Below are 13796 nucleotides of genomic sequence, written 5' to 3'. Positions count from 1 at the left end.
CATGTAGGACGAGGTCCCGCGATCGGACGCCTCAGATGCGTACCGGATTGATTGTTCTCCCCGGTGCAGGACGTCGCCTCGCTATCTTCTCTTCCGTATCCATCGGAGTTCCTGGAATGCTTGCTCCTGCCCGACGAGCCGCCTCGAGACGCGGGTTCACCCTGATCGAGCTGCTGGTCGTGATCGCCATCATCGCGATCCTCATCGCCCTGTTGCTCCCCGCCGTGCAGTCGGCCCGCGAGGCGGCCCGCCGCGCCCAATGCACCAACAATCTCAAGCAGATCGGCCTGGCCATGGCGAACTATGCGGACGTCAACGGGACGACGCCGCTGCACCAGTACCGCAACTTCAGCAAGGGCTCCGGGAGCCACTCCTTCCTCTGCGGGCTCATGGCCTTCATGGAAGGCGGGACGATGTACAACTCGATCAACTTCTCCTATACCGATCAATGGGTCTATAGCGGCCCCCTGAGCGGCCCGGACCCCACGGACTACACCGTCAACAAGTCGAGCGTCGCCACGTTCCTCTGCCCGTCCGACGGCGTCACCAACACCTGCTCGGGCGACCCGACCTGCACGTATCGCCCCGGCAACTTCAACTACGTCGGGAACACGGGGCACCCGCGGAACATCCTGCTCCCCGGCGACTCCCCCAACGGCGGCAACGTCCCGCAATTGACCGGCATCATCTCGATGGCGAAGATGGGCGAGGTCTGCACGTCCTCGGCCAAGAACGCGTCGGCCGACGTGAACGTGACCTACGCCAGCATCACCGACGGCACGTCCAACACCGCCGCCCTGAGCGAGTCGCTGATCAACGACGGCTCGGGCAACATGGCCGACAAGCGGCGCAACCTCGGCTACACGAACGCCGCCCTGGTCGAGGCCACCGACGTCCCCGCCCTGGCGGTCGTCCAGGACGGCCTCTCCGGCTGGGTCAACTGGCCCGCCTGGGGCTATTACAAGGGCCTGACCTGGGCCTATACCGACGCCTGGGAGAAGCACGTCTACGCCCACCTGCTCCCCCCGAATTCCCCGCCGATCGTCACCTACAACTCCGACACCTTCCGATGCAGCGAAGGCGACGGCGCCATGAACCCGACCAGCAACCACCCCGGGGGGGTCAACGTCGCGTTCATGGACGGCTCGGTCCACTTCATCAAGAACTCGGTGAACCTGCAGGTCTGGTGGTTCCTGGGAACCCGGGGCCGCGGCGAGATCATCTCCTCCGACGCGTTCTGACCGGCAAGGCCTACTCTCTCGCGATTCCGACGACGGGCGACCGTCATCTCGAAGCGTTCGCGCCCTGCCGGGAGGCTCGGATCCCCCGCCAGCGACGCCCCCGCCCCGAGATGACGGTCGCCCCCTTCCACTCCCAGCCCAGCGTCACTCCGAAGGATCCCCGCCCATGCGGACCGCCCTCCTGACAGCCTGCCTCCTGGCGCTCTTCAGCGCCGGATGCGGGAACACGGTCGAACCCGACCCCGCTTCGAAGTACACCCCGGACTCGCTCGCCCAGGTCCTGATCTTCCGGGCCCGCGACATGACCCCCTCGGCCAGGAAGACGCCGAAGGCGACGACCAAGAAGGCCTCCCCCGAGGAGCAGACGAAGGCGGCGACCACCCAGACCAAGAAGGCCTTCGCCGCGACGATCGACGACGTCGTGGACGAGACCGTGGAGAAGTTCTCGCTCGTGCCCGGGATGACGAAATCCGAGGTCTTCAGCAAGGTCCGCGCGAAGGTCTCCGCCGACGCCTCGCTCTCCGAGCCGGTCAAGAAGAACCTGCTCGAGGCCCTCGACGCGTCCAACCAGGAGAAGTGAGCCGACGCCGACGATCATCGCCTAGCTGACGGCCCGGCGAGCCCTGGGCAGGAGGAAGCTCAGGTGGTGGGCGCAGTGGATCAGTTGCGCCTGCTTCGAGGTCTCGGCGTCCAGCTCGCCGAGGAGCGGCGAGGGGTGGAACGGCCCCTCGTGGTTGCGGAACCGGGCGATGGCCTGGCGCAACTCCGCGATCGCCGCCGACTCATCGATCCCCGGCGGGGGGACGGACGCGGGGAGCGTCGGGCTCCCGCCGGGCATGGTCCTCTGCTCGAGGACTTTCCGGAACATCCGAGGCGCAACCGTGTTCCGAACCAGCGCGAGCATGAGGCGGATCGGCAGCGGGGCCGGCGGGAAGCCGTCGAGCGGGTAACGCATCCAGTCCGCCAGGTGCTTGCAGGTCTGGGCGAGGTCCCAGTTGCCGACGCGATCGTAACCGCCGGCCGCCAGCGAATCGACGTCGTGCAGCACCGCGTCGAACTCGCGGAAGTCCAGCTCTCGGCGCGAGGGTGTCTCTCCCACGATCCCGATCCTTTCCCTGTCCCAACCCCTCCCCGGGTTCATGCCGTCGCCCTCCCCTCCGCCTCGCGGCCTGGCCGCGTCCGGCTTCGGATTTGAGAAGGGCGAGGCCGTCCGATGCGGGGGGGGCGCGTCATTGACGGTCCACGAAACTCCGAGGCCGGCCATTCTGCTCGGGACTTCGGCGGCGGTCAAGGAGGAATGAAGCCAGGTGTTGTTCGTTGATATCTGTATCATCGAGATTTGAAGTAACGAATAATTGATTGGCTCGTTCGGGGCGATCCGGTTCTTTCGGCATGAGCCTCGCGTCCGACGCAATCCTCCTTTTTGTCCGCATCGCTATCGCCGGGAGCTCGCGCCAACGTCGAGCCGGCGAGTTTGCGCGAATAGGGCGGAGGTGGCGATCACGCGGGCTTTTGCGATCGGGGAGTGCTCGTCGCTTTGAAATGATGATATCGGAGGATGATTCCTTCTCTCACATTCCTTCGGCAAATCCGATTCGTCGCGTCCCCCCGGCAAATTCGGCCCATCCACGCCGGAATCGTCGCGTTATCGAGATTTTGCGGCGTCGCGGCGGCGAAATCGCGCCTCGAGGCCGCGAGCCGCCGGATCCGCGAGGTAGACTCCCATGGGGGAACTTTCACGGATTGGATGGTGGAGGAAGAGATGTCCACGCTTCAACGCCAAGGCTGGATCGTCGGCACGGTCGCCGCGATCGCCCTGCTCTCGCCGAATTTCGTCCACGCGCAGTATCGCTGGATGGGGCCGGACCACTACCTCGACCCGCATCCTAATCGGGACCCGGGCGGGCTCTATAATGTCATCATCAACGGGGCGTTCATCGAGCGGAAGACCGCGGATAAGGCCGCACATCGCATCGAGAGGCTGCAGGAAAAGCTCAACGTCGACGCCCAGCGCGGCGACGGTGCTGCCGCCGAGCGCGATGCCTTCCGGATCGAGAAGAACCGATATCGCATCCTGGTCAACGAATGGTTGATCCAGAAGAACCTGTATGACTGCCCCGGCCCTGCCCCGCGCTCGGTCGATCTCGACCCGATCACGTGCGCCGTCCTCGCGCAGTACTACCAGCCCGGCAGCACGATCGGCCAGCCGACTCCGTGGGCCCCTCGGCAGATGATCACCCCGTCGGGGCCGTTCCCGCCCCCCGTGGTGATCCCCCCGCCGGCGGACCTTCCTCCGACGATGGCCCCTCCCATCGGCATTCCGGCGGGGCCGACCCCGCCTGCGGACAATCTCCCGCCGGACATTCAACCGCCGCCCCCCCCGCCGACCACCCCCCCGCCCGCGCCCCCGACGACCGCCTCCCCGTTGATGCCGGTCACGATCATCAACTCCGGGCCCGCCGGCGACGCGGTCGCGTTTGACATCGACGGCGTCGCCCATGAGGCCCCGGCCGGCTCGAAGCAGGAGCTCTCCGTGGCCCCCGGCTCGAAGATCGCCTACGACGCCGGCGGCTCGCTCGGCCAGCGCCGCTACAACGTCTCGCCCGGCGTCTACGAGTTCCGCTCGACCGCCGAGGGCGTCGCCCTCTACAAGCTCGCCAAGAAGGACTGAGCCCCCTCCGCTCAAAGGCCCTTTCTCGCTCGCCGTCGACTCGATCAGCCTGGCCGAGCCCCCCTCTCGGCCAGGGCCTGACCTCCCGCCAGAGAATCCTCCCGCCCCGCCCACGCCCCGATCCGTTTCAGATCCGGCAATAGACGCCGCAGAAGAAGGTTTGCGAAGAACTTCAGGGTGGCGTGTGCGTCTCCCGGGCCTCCCGCACGAGTAGCCGGTCGACCAGCGTCGAGGCCCCTCCCCCACATCGATGATCCGCCCCCACCCCGGCAGGCGCGACGGGTCGAATCAGCTCGAGCGAGAGCCGAGGCTCCTCCTGATGCCAGCTCACCCCCGTCTCCGGCTTGCTGGCGTAGACCTCCTCCCAGTGCTCTTTTCGCGCCGACCTGTCCAAGGATGATCGCTCCCCCTGGGCCTCCGACCCTCTCGCCCGGATGACTATAATGAAGGGGACCCGCCCTGCGTGAGGTTCGGGCTGGTCCTTGCCATTCTGGCCCGGGCGGCACTCGAGCAAAACGCCCTGTCTTCGACCGGAGACGCGAGTTGATGAGCGTGGAGGAGGCGAACCGCACCCTATCCTTCGGGCTGGTCGTGCTGATCTGGATGGTGCAGTTGATCATCTACCCCGCGTTCGCGGACATCGCGGCCGACCGGTTCGCCCGCTGGCATGCCGGGTACACCCGGGCCATCTCCCGGATCGTCGTCCCGCTGATGTTCGCCCAGCTCGCCGCGACGGGCTGGCTCCTGGTCTCGAGGCCGACCCTCTGGCACGGCCTCTCCGCCGGCATGGTCGCTGTGGCGTGGGTCGCCACCTTCGCCCTGGCCGTCCCGGCCCATGACGGGCTCCGCGATTCCGGCCAGGACGAGGCCGTGCTGCGACGCCTCCTCGAGGCGAACTGGATCCGGACCGCCGCGTGGACCCTGGCCTTCCTCGGCACGCTACCGCGCTGATCGCGGCGCCGACTGCGGGGTCGTCTCTACAAGAGGCGATCCCGTGCACGGATATATCGGTTGAGATATGCGGCCGATTCGGCGGATTGGGCCGGGTTCGAGGGCGGTGCGATTTGGCGTGGCGGCTTATCGGCTCAAGGCCCGGCCCGGCGGGCGAGCGCTTCCTTGGTCTGCTCGATCGCCTCCTCGATCCAGGCGCGGATCTCCGGGTCGGGCTCTCGGTCGCGGGCCGACTTGAGCGACAGGAGCGCTTCCGAGGAGGCGAGCGTGACGAGGCCGTCGAGGGCCTCCTTCCAGACGCGAGGGTCGGTGTCCCGGAGGGCGCCGGCGAAGAAGGGGATCGTCGAGGGTTGGCGGTGCTGCCCGATCGCCTGGAGGATCAGCTCGCGGATCTCGGGGTCGGCCTCGTTGGCGAAGGCCGACTGCATGGCCGGGAGGGCGTCGTGGGGGAGTGCGCGGAGGCGATGGAAGGCGTTCTCGACGTCACCGGCCCTCGCCCTCTCCAGGTAATAGTCCACGATCTCCATATCCCGACATCCCCCAGTTGCGGTTCCCGGCCTCGGAGATATTTGTTATAGCGAGGACCTCTCGCGACCCGGCGCGTGCTTCCCCGGGATTGCCAGGGTTTTCACGACCGAGACGATCCGGCCCCGCGATCCGGCAATGTCGCACTTTTTTCCGTTTTTCGTTTGACGGCTTACAAATGTACGCTACATTGGCTTACAAATGTACGCAGAGGATACGCGGGATGTTCAAGAGGTCTGGACCGCCCAGGTCGGAACTCGAGATCGCCCGGATCGTCTGGGAGCTGGGCGGCGCGACGGTGCGCCAGGTTGTTGATGCCCTGCCCCGGGATCGCGGGCTCGACTTCAAGACGGTGCAGACCTATCTGCGCCGGCTCGAGGCGAAGGGCTATCTCGAGACGCACCGCGAGGGCCGCAGCAACGTATATAAGCCGGCGGTCCGCTCCGGCCAGGTGATCGGCGCGATGATGGACGACCTGCTCGAGCGGCTGTTCGACGGGCAGGTGCTCCCGCTCTTCCATCACCTGGTGAACGACCGCGGCCTGTCCGAATCGGAGATCCGCGAGCTTCGTCGGATGCTGGATCGACTCGAGGATGAATCGAAATGAACGTCGACGTCGACGTCCTGGCCCGCCTGGCCTGGGGGCAGATCTGGCAGGTCGCCATCGTGGCCCTCGCGGTCGGGGCCCTGGCCGGGGCCTTCTGCCGCGACCGCCCCGCGATGGCCTACGCCCTCTGGATGCTCGTCGTCGTCAAGTCGGTGACGCCCCCGATCCTGAGCAGCCCCACGAGCCCGTTCAGCTGGATCCAGGCGAGCCGGACCTCGACCTTGCGGGACGCCGACGCCAGGCCGTCGTGGGCCTCGAGCCCCGGGATCGACGCGGACGAGAACCCGGCCGAACGCGAGTCCCAGGTTGGGGCCGCCGGGCCGGAGCCGGGGGCACGGGCCCGGGTCGGCTGGCTGCTCGCGGCCTGGCCCATCGGGACCATGATCGGTTCGGCCTACGTGGCGGTCAGCTACTGGTCGTGCTTGAAGGTCCTGCTCAGGTCGAGCGTCCCCACCGACGATTCCCACGCCGCGATGCTGAGGGATCTGGTGGCGAAGCTGGGCATCCGGGGCGACGTCCGCCTGATCACGACCTCAAGGCCGATCGGGCCGGCGGTGTTCGGCTCGCTGCGTCCCTCGATCTTGCTGCCGGTGCCCGTGCTCGGGGAGGCCAGGCCCGAGGAGGTGGAGCTGATCCTCGCGCACGAGCTGATCCACATCAGGCGGGGGGATGTCCTGGCCGGAAAGCTCCAGCTCGCCTCGATGCTCGTCTGGTGGTTCAACCCCCTGCTCTGGTGGGCGAATCGCGAGGCGAGCCGGGCCCGCGAGCGTTGCTGCGACGAGGACGTGGTCTCTCGGGTCGGCTGCACGCCGGGGCTTTATGCGAGGACCTTGCTGCGGGTCCTCGAGCAGAAGGGGCGGCTCCGATCGCCGATCTCCTTCCCGGGCGTCCGCGCGATGGAGGTCACCGCGACCCGGCTCGAGTCGATCATGCGGTCCGCTAAGGGCGGGGGACGGCCGAGCCGCCGGGGGCCGTGGGCTGCGTTCGCGGCCGGGGCGGTCGTCTGCCTGCCGGGAGCCGGTATGCCCCTCGACGTCGGCGCCCGGCCGGTGGACCTCGAGGCGTCGACGGCCGCGGCCGCGGAGATCGCGAGGATGCAGGGGGCGTGGCGGGTCGTCCACCACGAGTACTCGGGGAAGGTCGAGACCGAGGTGAAGGGCCTCCTGAATTCGATCGAAAAGGATCGGTGGCACCGTCCCAACCGAAGGACTTCGGAGTATCAATTGCAGGTGGACCCCGGCCGCGAACCCAAGCGGGTCGACCTCTCGGCGAAGCGTCTCGGGCACGGGACGCTCAAGGGGATCTATCGGCTGGAAGGGGACAGGCTGTTCCTCTGCTACGCCTACGGCCCCGAGTTGCCGAGGCCGACCGAATTCAGGACCACGGAGGGGGACGCGATTTATCTCTACATCCTCGAGCGTGCCGAGCCGGCCACGCCGGCGCCGCCGCCCCCGGCGGAATCCGGGCGCCGGCGGGGGCGAATCCGAAGGCTCCCGCCGGATTCGCGGCAGGCATGATGACGCAGGGGGCCGGCCCGGCAGGACGACCGGGCGGCCTCCGCGGCTCGCGACGGAGCGAGTCTCGACGCCGAAAGATCAGTGAATCACATGAATATCAAGAACATTCGCATGTCGCCGACCACGAGGTATCGCACGCCGAGCGATTCGGTGGCGGGCCTGTTCAAGGCCGACGTCGATCGCGTGGAATGCCAGGCCGAGTCGCCCCGCGTGTCCCAGGCGCGGGGCATCCGTGATGCGGGCGGCAGGGGCGATAAGCCGGTGAGGATCCTCGTCGTCTGCGAACGCCCGCAGGCCGCCCGGAAGATCCAGAACAGCCTGGCGATGCTCGGGCACGAGGTGCTCGTCGCGAGGTCGGGCGAGGAGGCCTGGGGGCACATCGTCAAGGAGGCTCGCCACGTCGTGATCGCGGACCGGGCCCTGCCCGACATGGACGGGCTGGAGCTGCTCCGGATGGTCCGGGCCCATCGTCGCAGCTGCGACACGTACAACATCCTCGTGACCGCGAAGCTCGGCCGCGAGGATCGCCTCGAGGCCTTCGCCGCCGGGGCCGACGACATCCTGGCCAGGCCCGCCGACCCCGACCTCCTCGCCGCCCGCCTCGAGAGCGTGCGCCGGATCTGCTCCGCCAGGGACGTGCTGGCCCGCGAGAACTCCGAGCTGACGATGCTGGCCGCGATCGACGAGCTGACCGGGGTGATGAACCGGCGCCGGTTCCACGAGGAGCTCGACCGGAGCTTCGCCCGGAGCCGATCCGACGCATCGGGGCCCGATCTCGAGCCGCTCTCGCTCGTCATGATCGACGTGGACCGCTTCAAGGCCTACAACGACGACTTCGGCCACACGGCGGGGGACCGCGTCCTGTGCGAGGTCGCGGGCCTGCTCGCGAGGGCCGTGCGGAAGCAGGACCTCGTCGCCCGCTACGGCGGCGAGGAGTTCGCCCTGCTGTTCCCCTCCACCCCGGTCGAGGCGGCCATGAGCATCGCCGAGGCGATCCGAGAGTCCATAGAGCGGCACGCCTGGCCGCATCGGGGCGTGACCGCCAGCTTCGGGGTCTCCGCCGCGGGGGGCTCGACCCCGACCTGTGACTCGCTCGTCAGGCTCGCCGACCGGGCCCTCTACGCCTCCAAGCAGGCCGGACGCAATCGCGTCACCCTCTGCCTCGGGGCCTGACCCGGGACCCGGCCACGCTCGCCTGGCCACGGGCGCCTGTTGAATTGTTCCCGAAGCTCTTTTTCTCTAGAATGATGGGGCGAAACCATTCGAGGCTCGGCTCCGTTGGGAAATTGAGAAGGCAGGATTCATTCATATGGGACGGATCTTCGAGAAGCGCAAAGCGTCGATCTTCAAAACCGCCGCTCAGAAATCCAAGCTCTACTCCAAGTTCGGCAGGCAGTTGTACATGGCGGCCAAGAACGGAGTGCCCGACCCGGATGCCAATCCGACGCTGCGCAGCCTCGTCGAGAAAGCCAAGCGCGAGAACGTGGCGAGCCATGTGATCGAGAAGGCGATCCAGAAGGCGGCCGGCACGGGGGGCGAGGACTTCCAGGCCGCCCGTTATGAGGGGTTCGGCCCCGGCGGCTCCCTGCTCATCGTCGATTGCCTGACCGACAACAGCACGCGCACCATCTCCGACGTCCGCAGCTGCTTCAACAAGACCGGGTCCAAGCTGTCCGCCAATGGCTCCGTCGTGATGTCCTTCGACCACCTGGCGGTGCTCTCGTTCCAGGGGAGCGACGAGGAGAAGGTGATCGAGGCGATGTTCGCCGCGGACGTCGCCGTCGAGGAGGTCGAGAGCGAGGAGGGTACCATCACGATCTTCGCCCCTCCGGCCGAGTTCTACAAGGCGAAGACGGCCTTGCTCGAAGCGTTCCCCGGCGTCGAGCTCGAAATCCAGGAAATCCGATTTCTCCCGCAGGCGAGCAAGTCTCTCAACGCGGAAGATCTGGGCGTGTTCGAGAAATTGCTGGGCATGCTCCACGATTGCGATGACGTCCAGGAAATCTACCACGACGTCGTCCTCCCCGGCTAATCCGCGCCCGGTCCGGCCCCCGAAGTTATGCTTCGATTGAAAGTCTCCCCATCGCCTGGCATGAACACAACCTGATCGAATGGCGGTCTGCCCGGGGGGTTATTCGACGGGCAGGTTGCCGGTGAAGAAGTCGACCACGAACCGGGAGATGTCGGAGTTGTGGCGGAGCTCGGAGAACCTGGCCTCTTCCTCGGCGGCGGAGAGGCTTCGGGGGAAGAGGTCGGTCTCGTAGGCGAGGACTGCGGATTCGGGGTCATCGGGGGCGGCGGCGATGGCCCGGCCGAGCTGGGCGCCGTCGAACATGGCGAGGTTGGCCCCTTCGCCGTTCGGGGGCATCAGGTGCGCGGCGTCGCCGAGCAGCGTCACGCCGGGGCGGTGGTCCCAGCGGTGGCCGACGGGGAGCGTGTGGATCGGGCGGATCACGGGGTCGGTCTCGCCCAGGGAGATGAGCCGCGTCAAGGCCGGGGACCAGCCTTCGAACTCCTCGGCGATGAGGGCCAGGGCCCTCGCGCGATCGGTGGTGTCGATGCCGTCGATCCACTGCTTCGGTTTGCTCAATTCCACGTAGGTATGAAGCACGCCCTTCGGCTCGCAGTGCGCGAAGATGAACTTGCCCGGCGAGATCGCCATCAGAGAGCCGCCGCCCACGACGTCGGCGCTGGCCTTGTTGCGGGTGTCGCCGTCGAACAGGTATGTTTCAGCGAATAACGTGCCGACGTAAGTGGGCTTCGACTCGGAGACGAGCGGGCGGACCCTCGACCAGGCGCCGTCGGCTCCGACGAGGAGGCCGGTCGTCGTTGTGGAGCCGTCGGTGAAGGCCAGCGTATGCTTGCCATCGCCGGGCGCGGTCACGCCCGCGAGCTTGCGGCCCCAGCGGATCGCGTCGGGGGGGAGGGATTCGATCAGGATCCGGCGGAGCTCGCCTCGAGGGACCTCGGGGCGCCCCCCCTTGCCGTCGTCGGGCTTGGCGAAGAGGACGTTGCCGTCCTTGTCGAGCACGCGCAGTTCCTGGCCGCCTGCGTGGATGATCCCGAGGAACTCGTCATAGAGCCCCGCCGCCCTGAGCGCGGCCTGGCCATCGTGTTCGTGGATGTCGAGCAAGCCCCCCTGCCCTCGGGCCTTCGGCGAGGCATCCGCCTCATAAACGGTCGCGGCGATGCCGTGGACGTGCAGGACCCGGGCGAGTACCAAGCCGCCGAGCCCTGCGCCGATGATCGCGATTGGCGTATCCATCCTGATCCCTCACGAGTTCGATTCCGCCGACAACTCCCGGTCGGAATAAGGCCGTCCTGCTGGGTTGGACGATACCCCGGCGCCTTCGCGGCGACATCAGGGGATTTCGCCAACTTATATCGAAAACCAGCCATCAGCCTGGCCGCCGTCTTCGACGGCCTCAGTCATCCGTCGGACTCCAGGTCGCGAAGGGTCGGTGTCCGCCTCTCCTTCGCCCATGGGACGGGCACCTTCTGGTGCCTACGTCCCCAAAACGTAACTACTTGATGGTTATGGGATAAGGGCCTACAGTTCCCGGTGAGCAAGAGATCCGGTCGGGGCGAAGGTGAATTCCCCGGCGGGTTCGATCTTTGGGGCGAGAGCAAGGACAGGAACTCGGAATGGCCGGACTTTTCGATAGCTACGACCTCAAAGGCGTGACGCTGCGTAACCGCACGGTCGTCTCGCCCATGTGCCAGTACATGGCGACCGACGGCGAGATCAACGACTGGCACCGCGTGCATTACTCGTCGTTCGCCCGCGGCGGGGCGGGATTGGTCATCGTCGAGGCCACGGCGGTTTCTCCCGAAGGGCGGATCACCTGGGGGGACCTCGGCCTCTGGAACGACCGCCAGGCCGAACGGCTGGCGCCCCTGGCCCGCGACATCAAGCACTGGGGCTCCGCGGCGGGCATCCAGATCGCCCATGCCGGGCGGAAGGCGTCGGCCAATCGACCCTGGGAAGGCGATAATCACATCCCGCTCGGCGAGCCGAACTCGTGGGAGACCATCGCGCCCTCGCCGGTCGCCTTCGGCGGCAACCTCCTGCCGCGAGTCCCGAGGGAAATGACGCCGGACGACATCGCCCGCGTGCAGGCCGACACCGTCGCCGCGGCGGTGCGGGCGCGAGACGCCGGGTTCGACTGGCTGCAGCTCCACATGGCCCACGGCTACCTGGCCCAGAACTTCTTCTCGCCGATCTCGAACCGTCGCACCGACCGTTACGGCGGCTCCGCCGAGAACCGGGCCCGCTACCTCCTGGAGACGTTCGTGGCCGTCCGCAAGGTCTGGCCCCAGGACCGGCCGCTTCAAGTGCGGCTGGGCGTCGTCGAGTTCGACGGCGACGACGAGCGGTTCTTCGCCGAGAGCGTCGCCCTGCTCCGGCAGATGAAGCGCGAGGGCCTGGACAGCGTGGACGTGTCCCTCGGCTTCAACACGCCGGACGCCAGCATCCCCTGGGGGGCCAACTTCATGGGCGAGATCGCCCAGCGCGTGCGGCGTGAGACGGGCCTCCCGACCACCACGAGCTGGTACATCTCCGAGCCCAAAGATGCCGAAGCGTTGGTCCGCGATGAGAAGGTCGATTTCGTCTCGCTCGCCCGCCCGTTCCTGGCCAATCCCCATTGGACGCATCGCGCGGCCAGGGAACTCGGCGTCGAGAACCCCGACTGGAACACCCTGCCGGCGGCCTACGCCCACTGGCTGGCGAGATATCGCTGAGCCGGTCCGGGAACTGGCCTCGAATCGACCCGACATGTGACTGTCATGATGATGACGCGTGCCGGGCCCCGCGCGCGTCGATTAAGTCGATTAATGTTTGTATTTATCAAAATTTGATTGATTGAAACGCGGCGGCATCCGGGGATGGTTGAAACGAATCCACGATTTCGCCGAAAGGCGGCAGCACTCAGGGCCACGGTGCCGGCTGTCTCGAGTCGCCTGAATCGTGCGTTGCATCGGAGCAGCGGTCTGAAGTTGGGCGGGATTTCCCCGTCGTTGGCGGGCGATGCGTGCCCAACTCAAAATCCCCGAGCGAACGGCATGGCCCTGCGTGTATTGCAACACATCTATTTTTTTGGATGACTATCGGTCGGGCGGGCTGCTTCTAATCTCATTAACCGAATGGCACTTGCGGCACGAGTCCCGGGTGGAAGGTTGTCGGCCTTTGCGTCCGGATCGCGCGTCTTCGTCTCATGGGCCGGGGCTTGGTATCGCACCTGCTTTGAAGGTCGATCGGGCCACATGAGGGGGCGTCGCCAGACGCCTTCTTCCCCTCATGAGAATACCCGGTGTCGAGGCTTGGCCCTCAGCTTCCACCGCAGAGGCACCTCCGATGAAAGCGTCCGAGACTCTCAAGACTCTCCTGACAGGAAGCCGCCTGGCCCCGCTCGCGGCGATCGCCCTCGGGCTGAGCTGGGCCCCTTCGTCGGTGTGGGCCCAGGGCCCGCGATTCGGGCCGGCGAAGTCGGTGCAAGGCCGCGTGGAAAGCCTCACCACCGCCCCTATGGGCGAGGTGGACGGTGCCACGCTCGAGGACGGGACGCTCGTCCACTGGCCGCCTCATCTCGCGGATCGTTTCGCCTCCGTCGTGACCAAGGGTGACCGGATCAGCGTCGCCGGGCGGATGGAGACGGGACCTGAAGGGGACACGCATCTCGAGGCGCAGGCCGTCAGGAACCTCCGCACGAATGCCAGGGCCGAGAATGATCTCGGCCCCCCTCCCCGGCCTCCGGGCCCTGGCCGACGCGCCGGCGAGTTCGGGCCGATGGCCAGGCGTGGCCCGTCCAAGGTGGTCGAAGGTCGTATCCAGGACTACACGACCGCCCCGAGGGGCGAGGTGGACGGCGTCACCCTCGAAGGCGGGATGCTCGTCCACTGGCCCCCCCATCTCGCGGACCGGTTCACGAATGCGATCGGCCGGGGCGATCGCATCAGGGCGGACGGATGGATGGAAACCGGCCCGGCCGGGGACACGCATCTCGAGGTCCGCGCGGTGACGAACCTTGCCACGAATCGAGAAGTTAAGAGCGACCGAGCCGGCACCTCCGCGGATTTCGACGCGTCCCCCGGCCGGGACGATGATCTCCGGCGGCAAATCGAGGCGCTGGAAGACCGGATCGCGAGGCTCCAGGACGAGGTCCGACGCCTCCGGAACGAGCCGTGAAATGCCCTCGTCATCGGGAGACGCGGGCGTGCCCGCCTCTCCCGATCCTCCCCGGATATCGATCCGACGCTGGTCGACCGATCCAAAAGTTGCTAAA

General features: G+C 67.2%; 14 protein-coding genes. 10 read left to right on the top strand and 4 right to left on the bottom strand.

Annotation, left to right across the window (positions count from 1 at the left end):
- The first annotated feature begins 116 nt into the window (after positions 1 to 116).
- Together ACOYYX_RS39970 and ACOYYX_RS39965 are read left to right on the top strand one after the other, a co-directional pair.
- Positions 117 to 1241 carry a DUF1559 domain-containing protein gene (locus tag ACOYYX_RS39970; RefSeq protein ID WP_422932011.1) on the top strand — a complete coding sequence of 375 codons (1125 nt, stop codon included), beginning with the start codon at positions 117 to 119 and terminating at the stop codon, positions 1239 to 1241.
- 166 nt (positions 1242 to 1407) lie between these two features.
- Entirely contained in the window at positions 1408 to 1821 is a 414-nt protein-coding gene (locus tag ACOYYX_RS39965) for a hypothetical protein (protein WP_422932010.1), read from the top strand.
- Positions 1822 to 1842: 21 nt separating this feature from the next.
- On the opposite strand, the gene ACOYYX_RS39960 is transcribed toward ACOYYX_RS39965, so the two are convergent.
- A complete protein-coding gene (locus ACOYYX_RS39960) occupies positions 1843 to 2340 on the bottom strand; it encodes a DUF1569 domain-containing protein (RefSeq protein WP_422932009.1) in 498 nt (165 codons plus the stop codon).
- Between the two features lie 663 nt (positions 2341 to 3003).
- On the opposite strand from ACOYYX_RS39960, the gene ACOYYX_RS39955 reads away from it, so the two are divergent.
- Positions 3004 to 3912, top strand: coding sequence for a hypothetical protein (locus ACOYYX_RS39955; protein WP_422932008.1), 909 nt, complete (start codon positions 3004 to 3006; stop codon positions 3910 to 3912).
- 172 nt (positions 3913 to 4084) lie between these two features.
- Here ACOYYX_RS39955 and ACOYYX_RS39950 read toward each other — a convergent pair whose 3' ends face one another.
- On the bottom strand, positions 4085 to 4306 hold the full coding sequence (locus tag ACOYYX_RS39950) for a hypothetical protein (protein WP_422932007.1): 222 nt from the start codon (positions 4304 to 4306) through the stop codon (positions 4085 to 4087).
- A gap of 152 nt (positions 4307 to 4458) precedes the next feature.
- On the opposite strand from ACOYYX_RS39950, the gene ACOYYX_RS39945 reads away from it, so the two are divergent.
- Positions 4459 to 4863: a hypothetical protein gene (locus tag ACOYYX_RS39945; protein WP_422932006.1), complete on the top strand. Its 405-nt coding sequence runs from the start codon at positions 4459 to 4461 to the stop codon at positions 4861 to 4863.
- Between the two features lie 134 nt (positions 4864 to 4997).
- On the opposite strand, the gene ACOYYX_RS39940 is transcribed toward ACOYYX_RS39945, so the two are convergent.
- The gene (locus ACOYYX_RS39940; protein WP_422932005.1) at positions 4998 to 5390 is read right to left on the bottom strand and encodes a HEAT repeat domain-containing protein; all 393 of its coding nucleotides are present in this window, start codon (positions 5388 to 5390) and stop codon (positions 4998 to 5000) included.
- 221 nt (positions 5391 to 5611) lie between these two features.
- Here ACOYYX_RS39940 and ACOYYX_RS39935 point away from each other — a divergent pair, with 221 nt between their 5' ends.
- The 4 genes from ACOYYX_RS39935 (at position 5612) to ACOYYX_RS39920 (ending at position 9544) form a co-directional block, all read left to right on the top strand.
- Positions 5612 to 5995: a BlaI/MecI/CopY family transcriptional regulator gene (locus ACOYYX_RS39935; RefSeq protein ID WP_422932004.1), complete on the top strand. Its 384-nt coding sequence runs from the start codon at positions 5612 to 5614 to the stop codon at positions 5993 to 5995.
- Positions 5992 to 7512, top strand: coding sequence for a M56 family metallopeptidase (locus ACOYYX_RS39930; RefSeq protein WP_422932003.1), 1521 nt, complete (start codon positions 5992 to 5994; stop codon positions 7510 to 7512). Before ACOYYX_RS39935 ends, ACOYYX_RS39930 begins: the two co-directional genes overlap by 4 nt.
- A gap of 90 nt (positions 7513 to 7602) precedes the next feature.
- Complete coding sequence (locus tag ACOYYX_RS39925; protein ID WP_422932002.1) at positions 7603 to 8685, top strand: GGDEF domain-containing protein; 1083 nt, start codon at positions 7603 to 7605, stop codon at positions 8683 to 8685.
- Positions 8686 to 8821: 136 nt separating this feature from the next.
- The gene (locus tag ACOYYX_RS39920; RefSeq protein WP_422932001.1) at positions 8822 to 9544 is read left to right on the top strand and encodes a YebC/PmpR family DNA-binding transcriptional regulator; all 723 of its coding nucleotides are present in this window, start codon (positions 8822 to 8824) and stop codon (positions 9542 to 9544) included.
- 99 nt (positions 9545 to 9643) lie between these two features.
- On the opposite strand, the gene ACOYYX_RS39915 is transcribed toward ACOYYX_RS39920, so the two are convergent.
- A complete protein-coding gene (locus ACOYYX_RS39915; RefSeq protein ID WP_422932000.1) occupies positions 9644 to 10777 on the bottom strand; it encodes an FAD-dependent oxidoreductase in 1134 nt (377 codons plus the stop codon).
- Between the two features lie 380 nt (positions 10778 to 11157).
- On the opposite strand from ACOYYX_RS39915, the gene ACOYYX_RS39910 reads away from it, so the two are divergent.
- Positions 11158 to 12255: an NADH:flavin oxidoreductase/NADH oxidase gene (locus ACOYYX_RS39910; RefSeq protein WP_422931999.1), complete on the top strand. Its 1098-nt coding sequence runs from the start codon at positions 11158 to 11160 to the stop codon at positions 12253 to 12255.
- A 613-nt stretch (positions 12256 to 12868) separates the two neighbouring features.
- Positions 12869 to 13699, top strand: coding sequence for a hypothetical protein (locus ACOYYX_RS39905; protein WP_422931998.1), 831 nt, complete (start codon positions 12869 to 12871; stop codon positions 13697 to 13699).
- The last annotated feature ends 97 nt before the right edge of the window (positions 13700 to 13796 follow it).

It is taken from the genome of Singulisphaera chitinilytica, from assembly GCF_049331405.1.
Lineage (GTDB): Bacteria > Planctomycetota > Planctomycetia > Isosphaerales > Isosphaeraceae > PoT.
This window is presented reverse-complemented; position numbering and strand designations above follow the sequence as displayed.

Coding starts and splice junctions, on each gene's coding strand:
- ACOYYX_RS39970 (WP_422932011.1), top strand. CDS start 117: ATGCTTGCTCCTGCCCGACGAGCCGCCTCGAGACGCGGGTTCACCCTG.
- ACOYYX_RS39965 (WP_422932010.1), top strand. CDS start 1,408: ATGCGGACCGCCCTCCTGACAGCCTGCCTCCTGGCGCTCTTCAGCGCC.
- ACOYYX_RS39955 (WP_422932008.1), top strand. CDS start 3,004: ATGTCCACGCTTCAACGCCAAGGCTGGATCGTCGGCACGGTCGCCGCG.
- ACOYYX_RS39945 (WP_422932006.1), top strand. CDS start 4,459: ATGAGCGTGGAGGAGGCGAACCGCACCCTATCCTTCGGGCTGGTCGTG.
- ACOYYX_RS39940 (WP_422932005.1), bottom strand. CDS start 5,390: ATGGAGATCGTGGACTATTACCTGGAGAGGGCGAGGGCCGGTGACGTC.
- ACOYYX_RS39935 (WP_422932004.1), top strand. CDS start 5,612: ATGTTCAAGAGGTCTGGACCGCCCAGGTCGGAACTCGAGATCGCCCGG.
- ACOYYX_RS39930 (WP_422932003.1), top strand. CDS start 5,992: ATGAACGTCGACGTCGACGTCCTGGCCCGCCTGGCCTGGGGGCAGATC.
- ACOYYX_RS39925 (WP_422932002.1), top strand. CDS start 7,603: ATGAATATCAAGAACATTCGCATGTCGCCGACCACGAGGTATCGCACG.
- ACOYYX_RS39920 (WP_422932001.1), top strand. CDS start 8,822: ATGGGACGGATCTTCGAGAAGCGCAAAGCGTCGATCTTCAAAACCGCC.
- ACOYYX_RS39915 (WP_422932000.1), bottom strand. CDS start 10,777: ATGGATACGCCAATCGCGATCATCGGCGCAGGGCTCGGCGGCTTGGTA.
- ACOYYX_RS39910 (WP_422931999.1), top strand. CDS start 11,158: ATGGCCGGACTTTTCGATAGCTACGACCTCAAAGGCGTGACGCTGCGT.
- ACOYYX_RS39905 (WP_422931998.1), top strand. CDS start 12,869: ATGAAAGCGTCCGAGACTCTCAAGACTCTCCTGACAGGAAGCCGCCTG.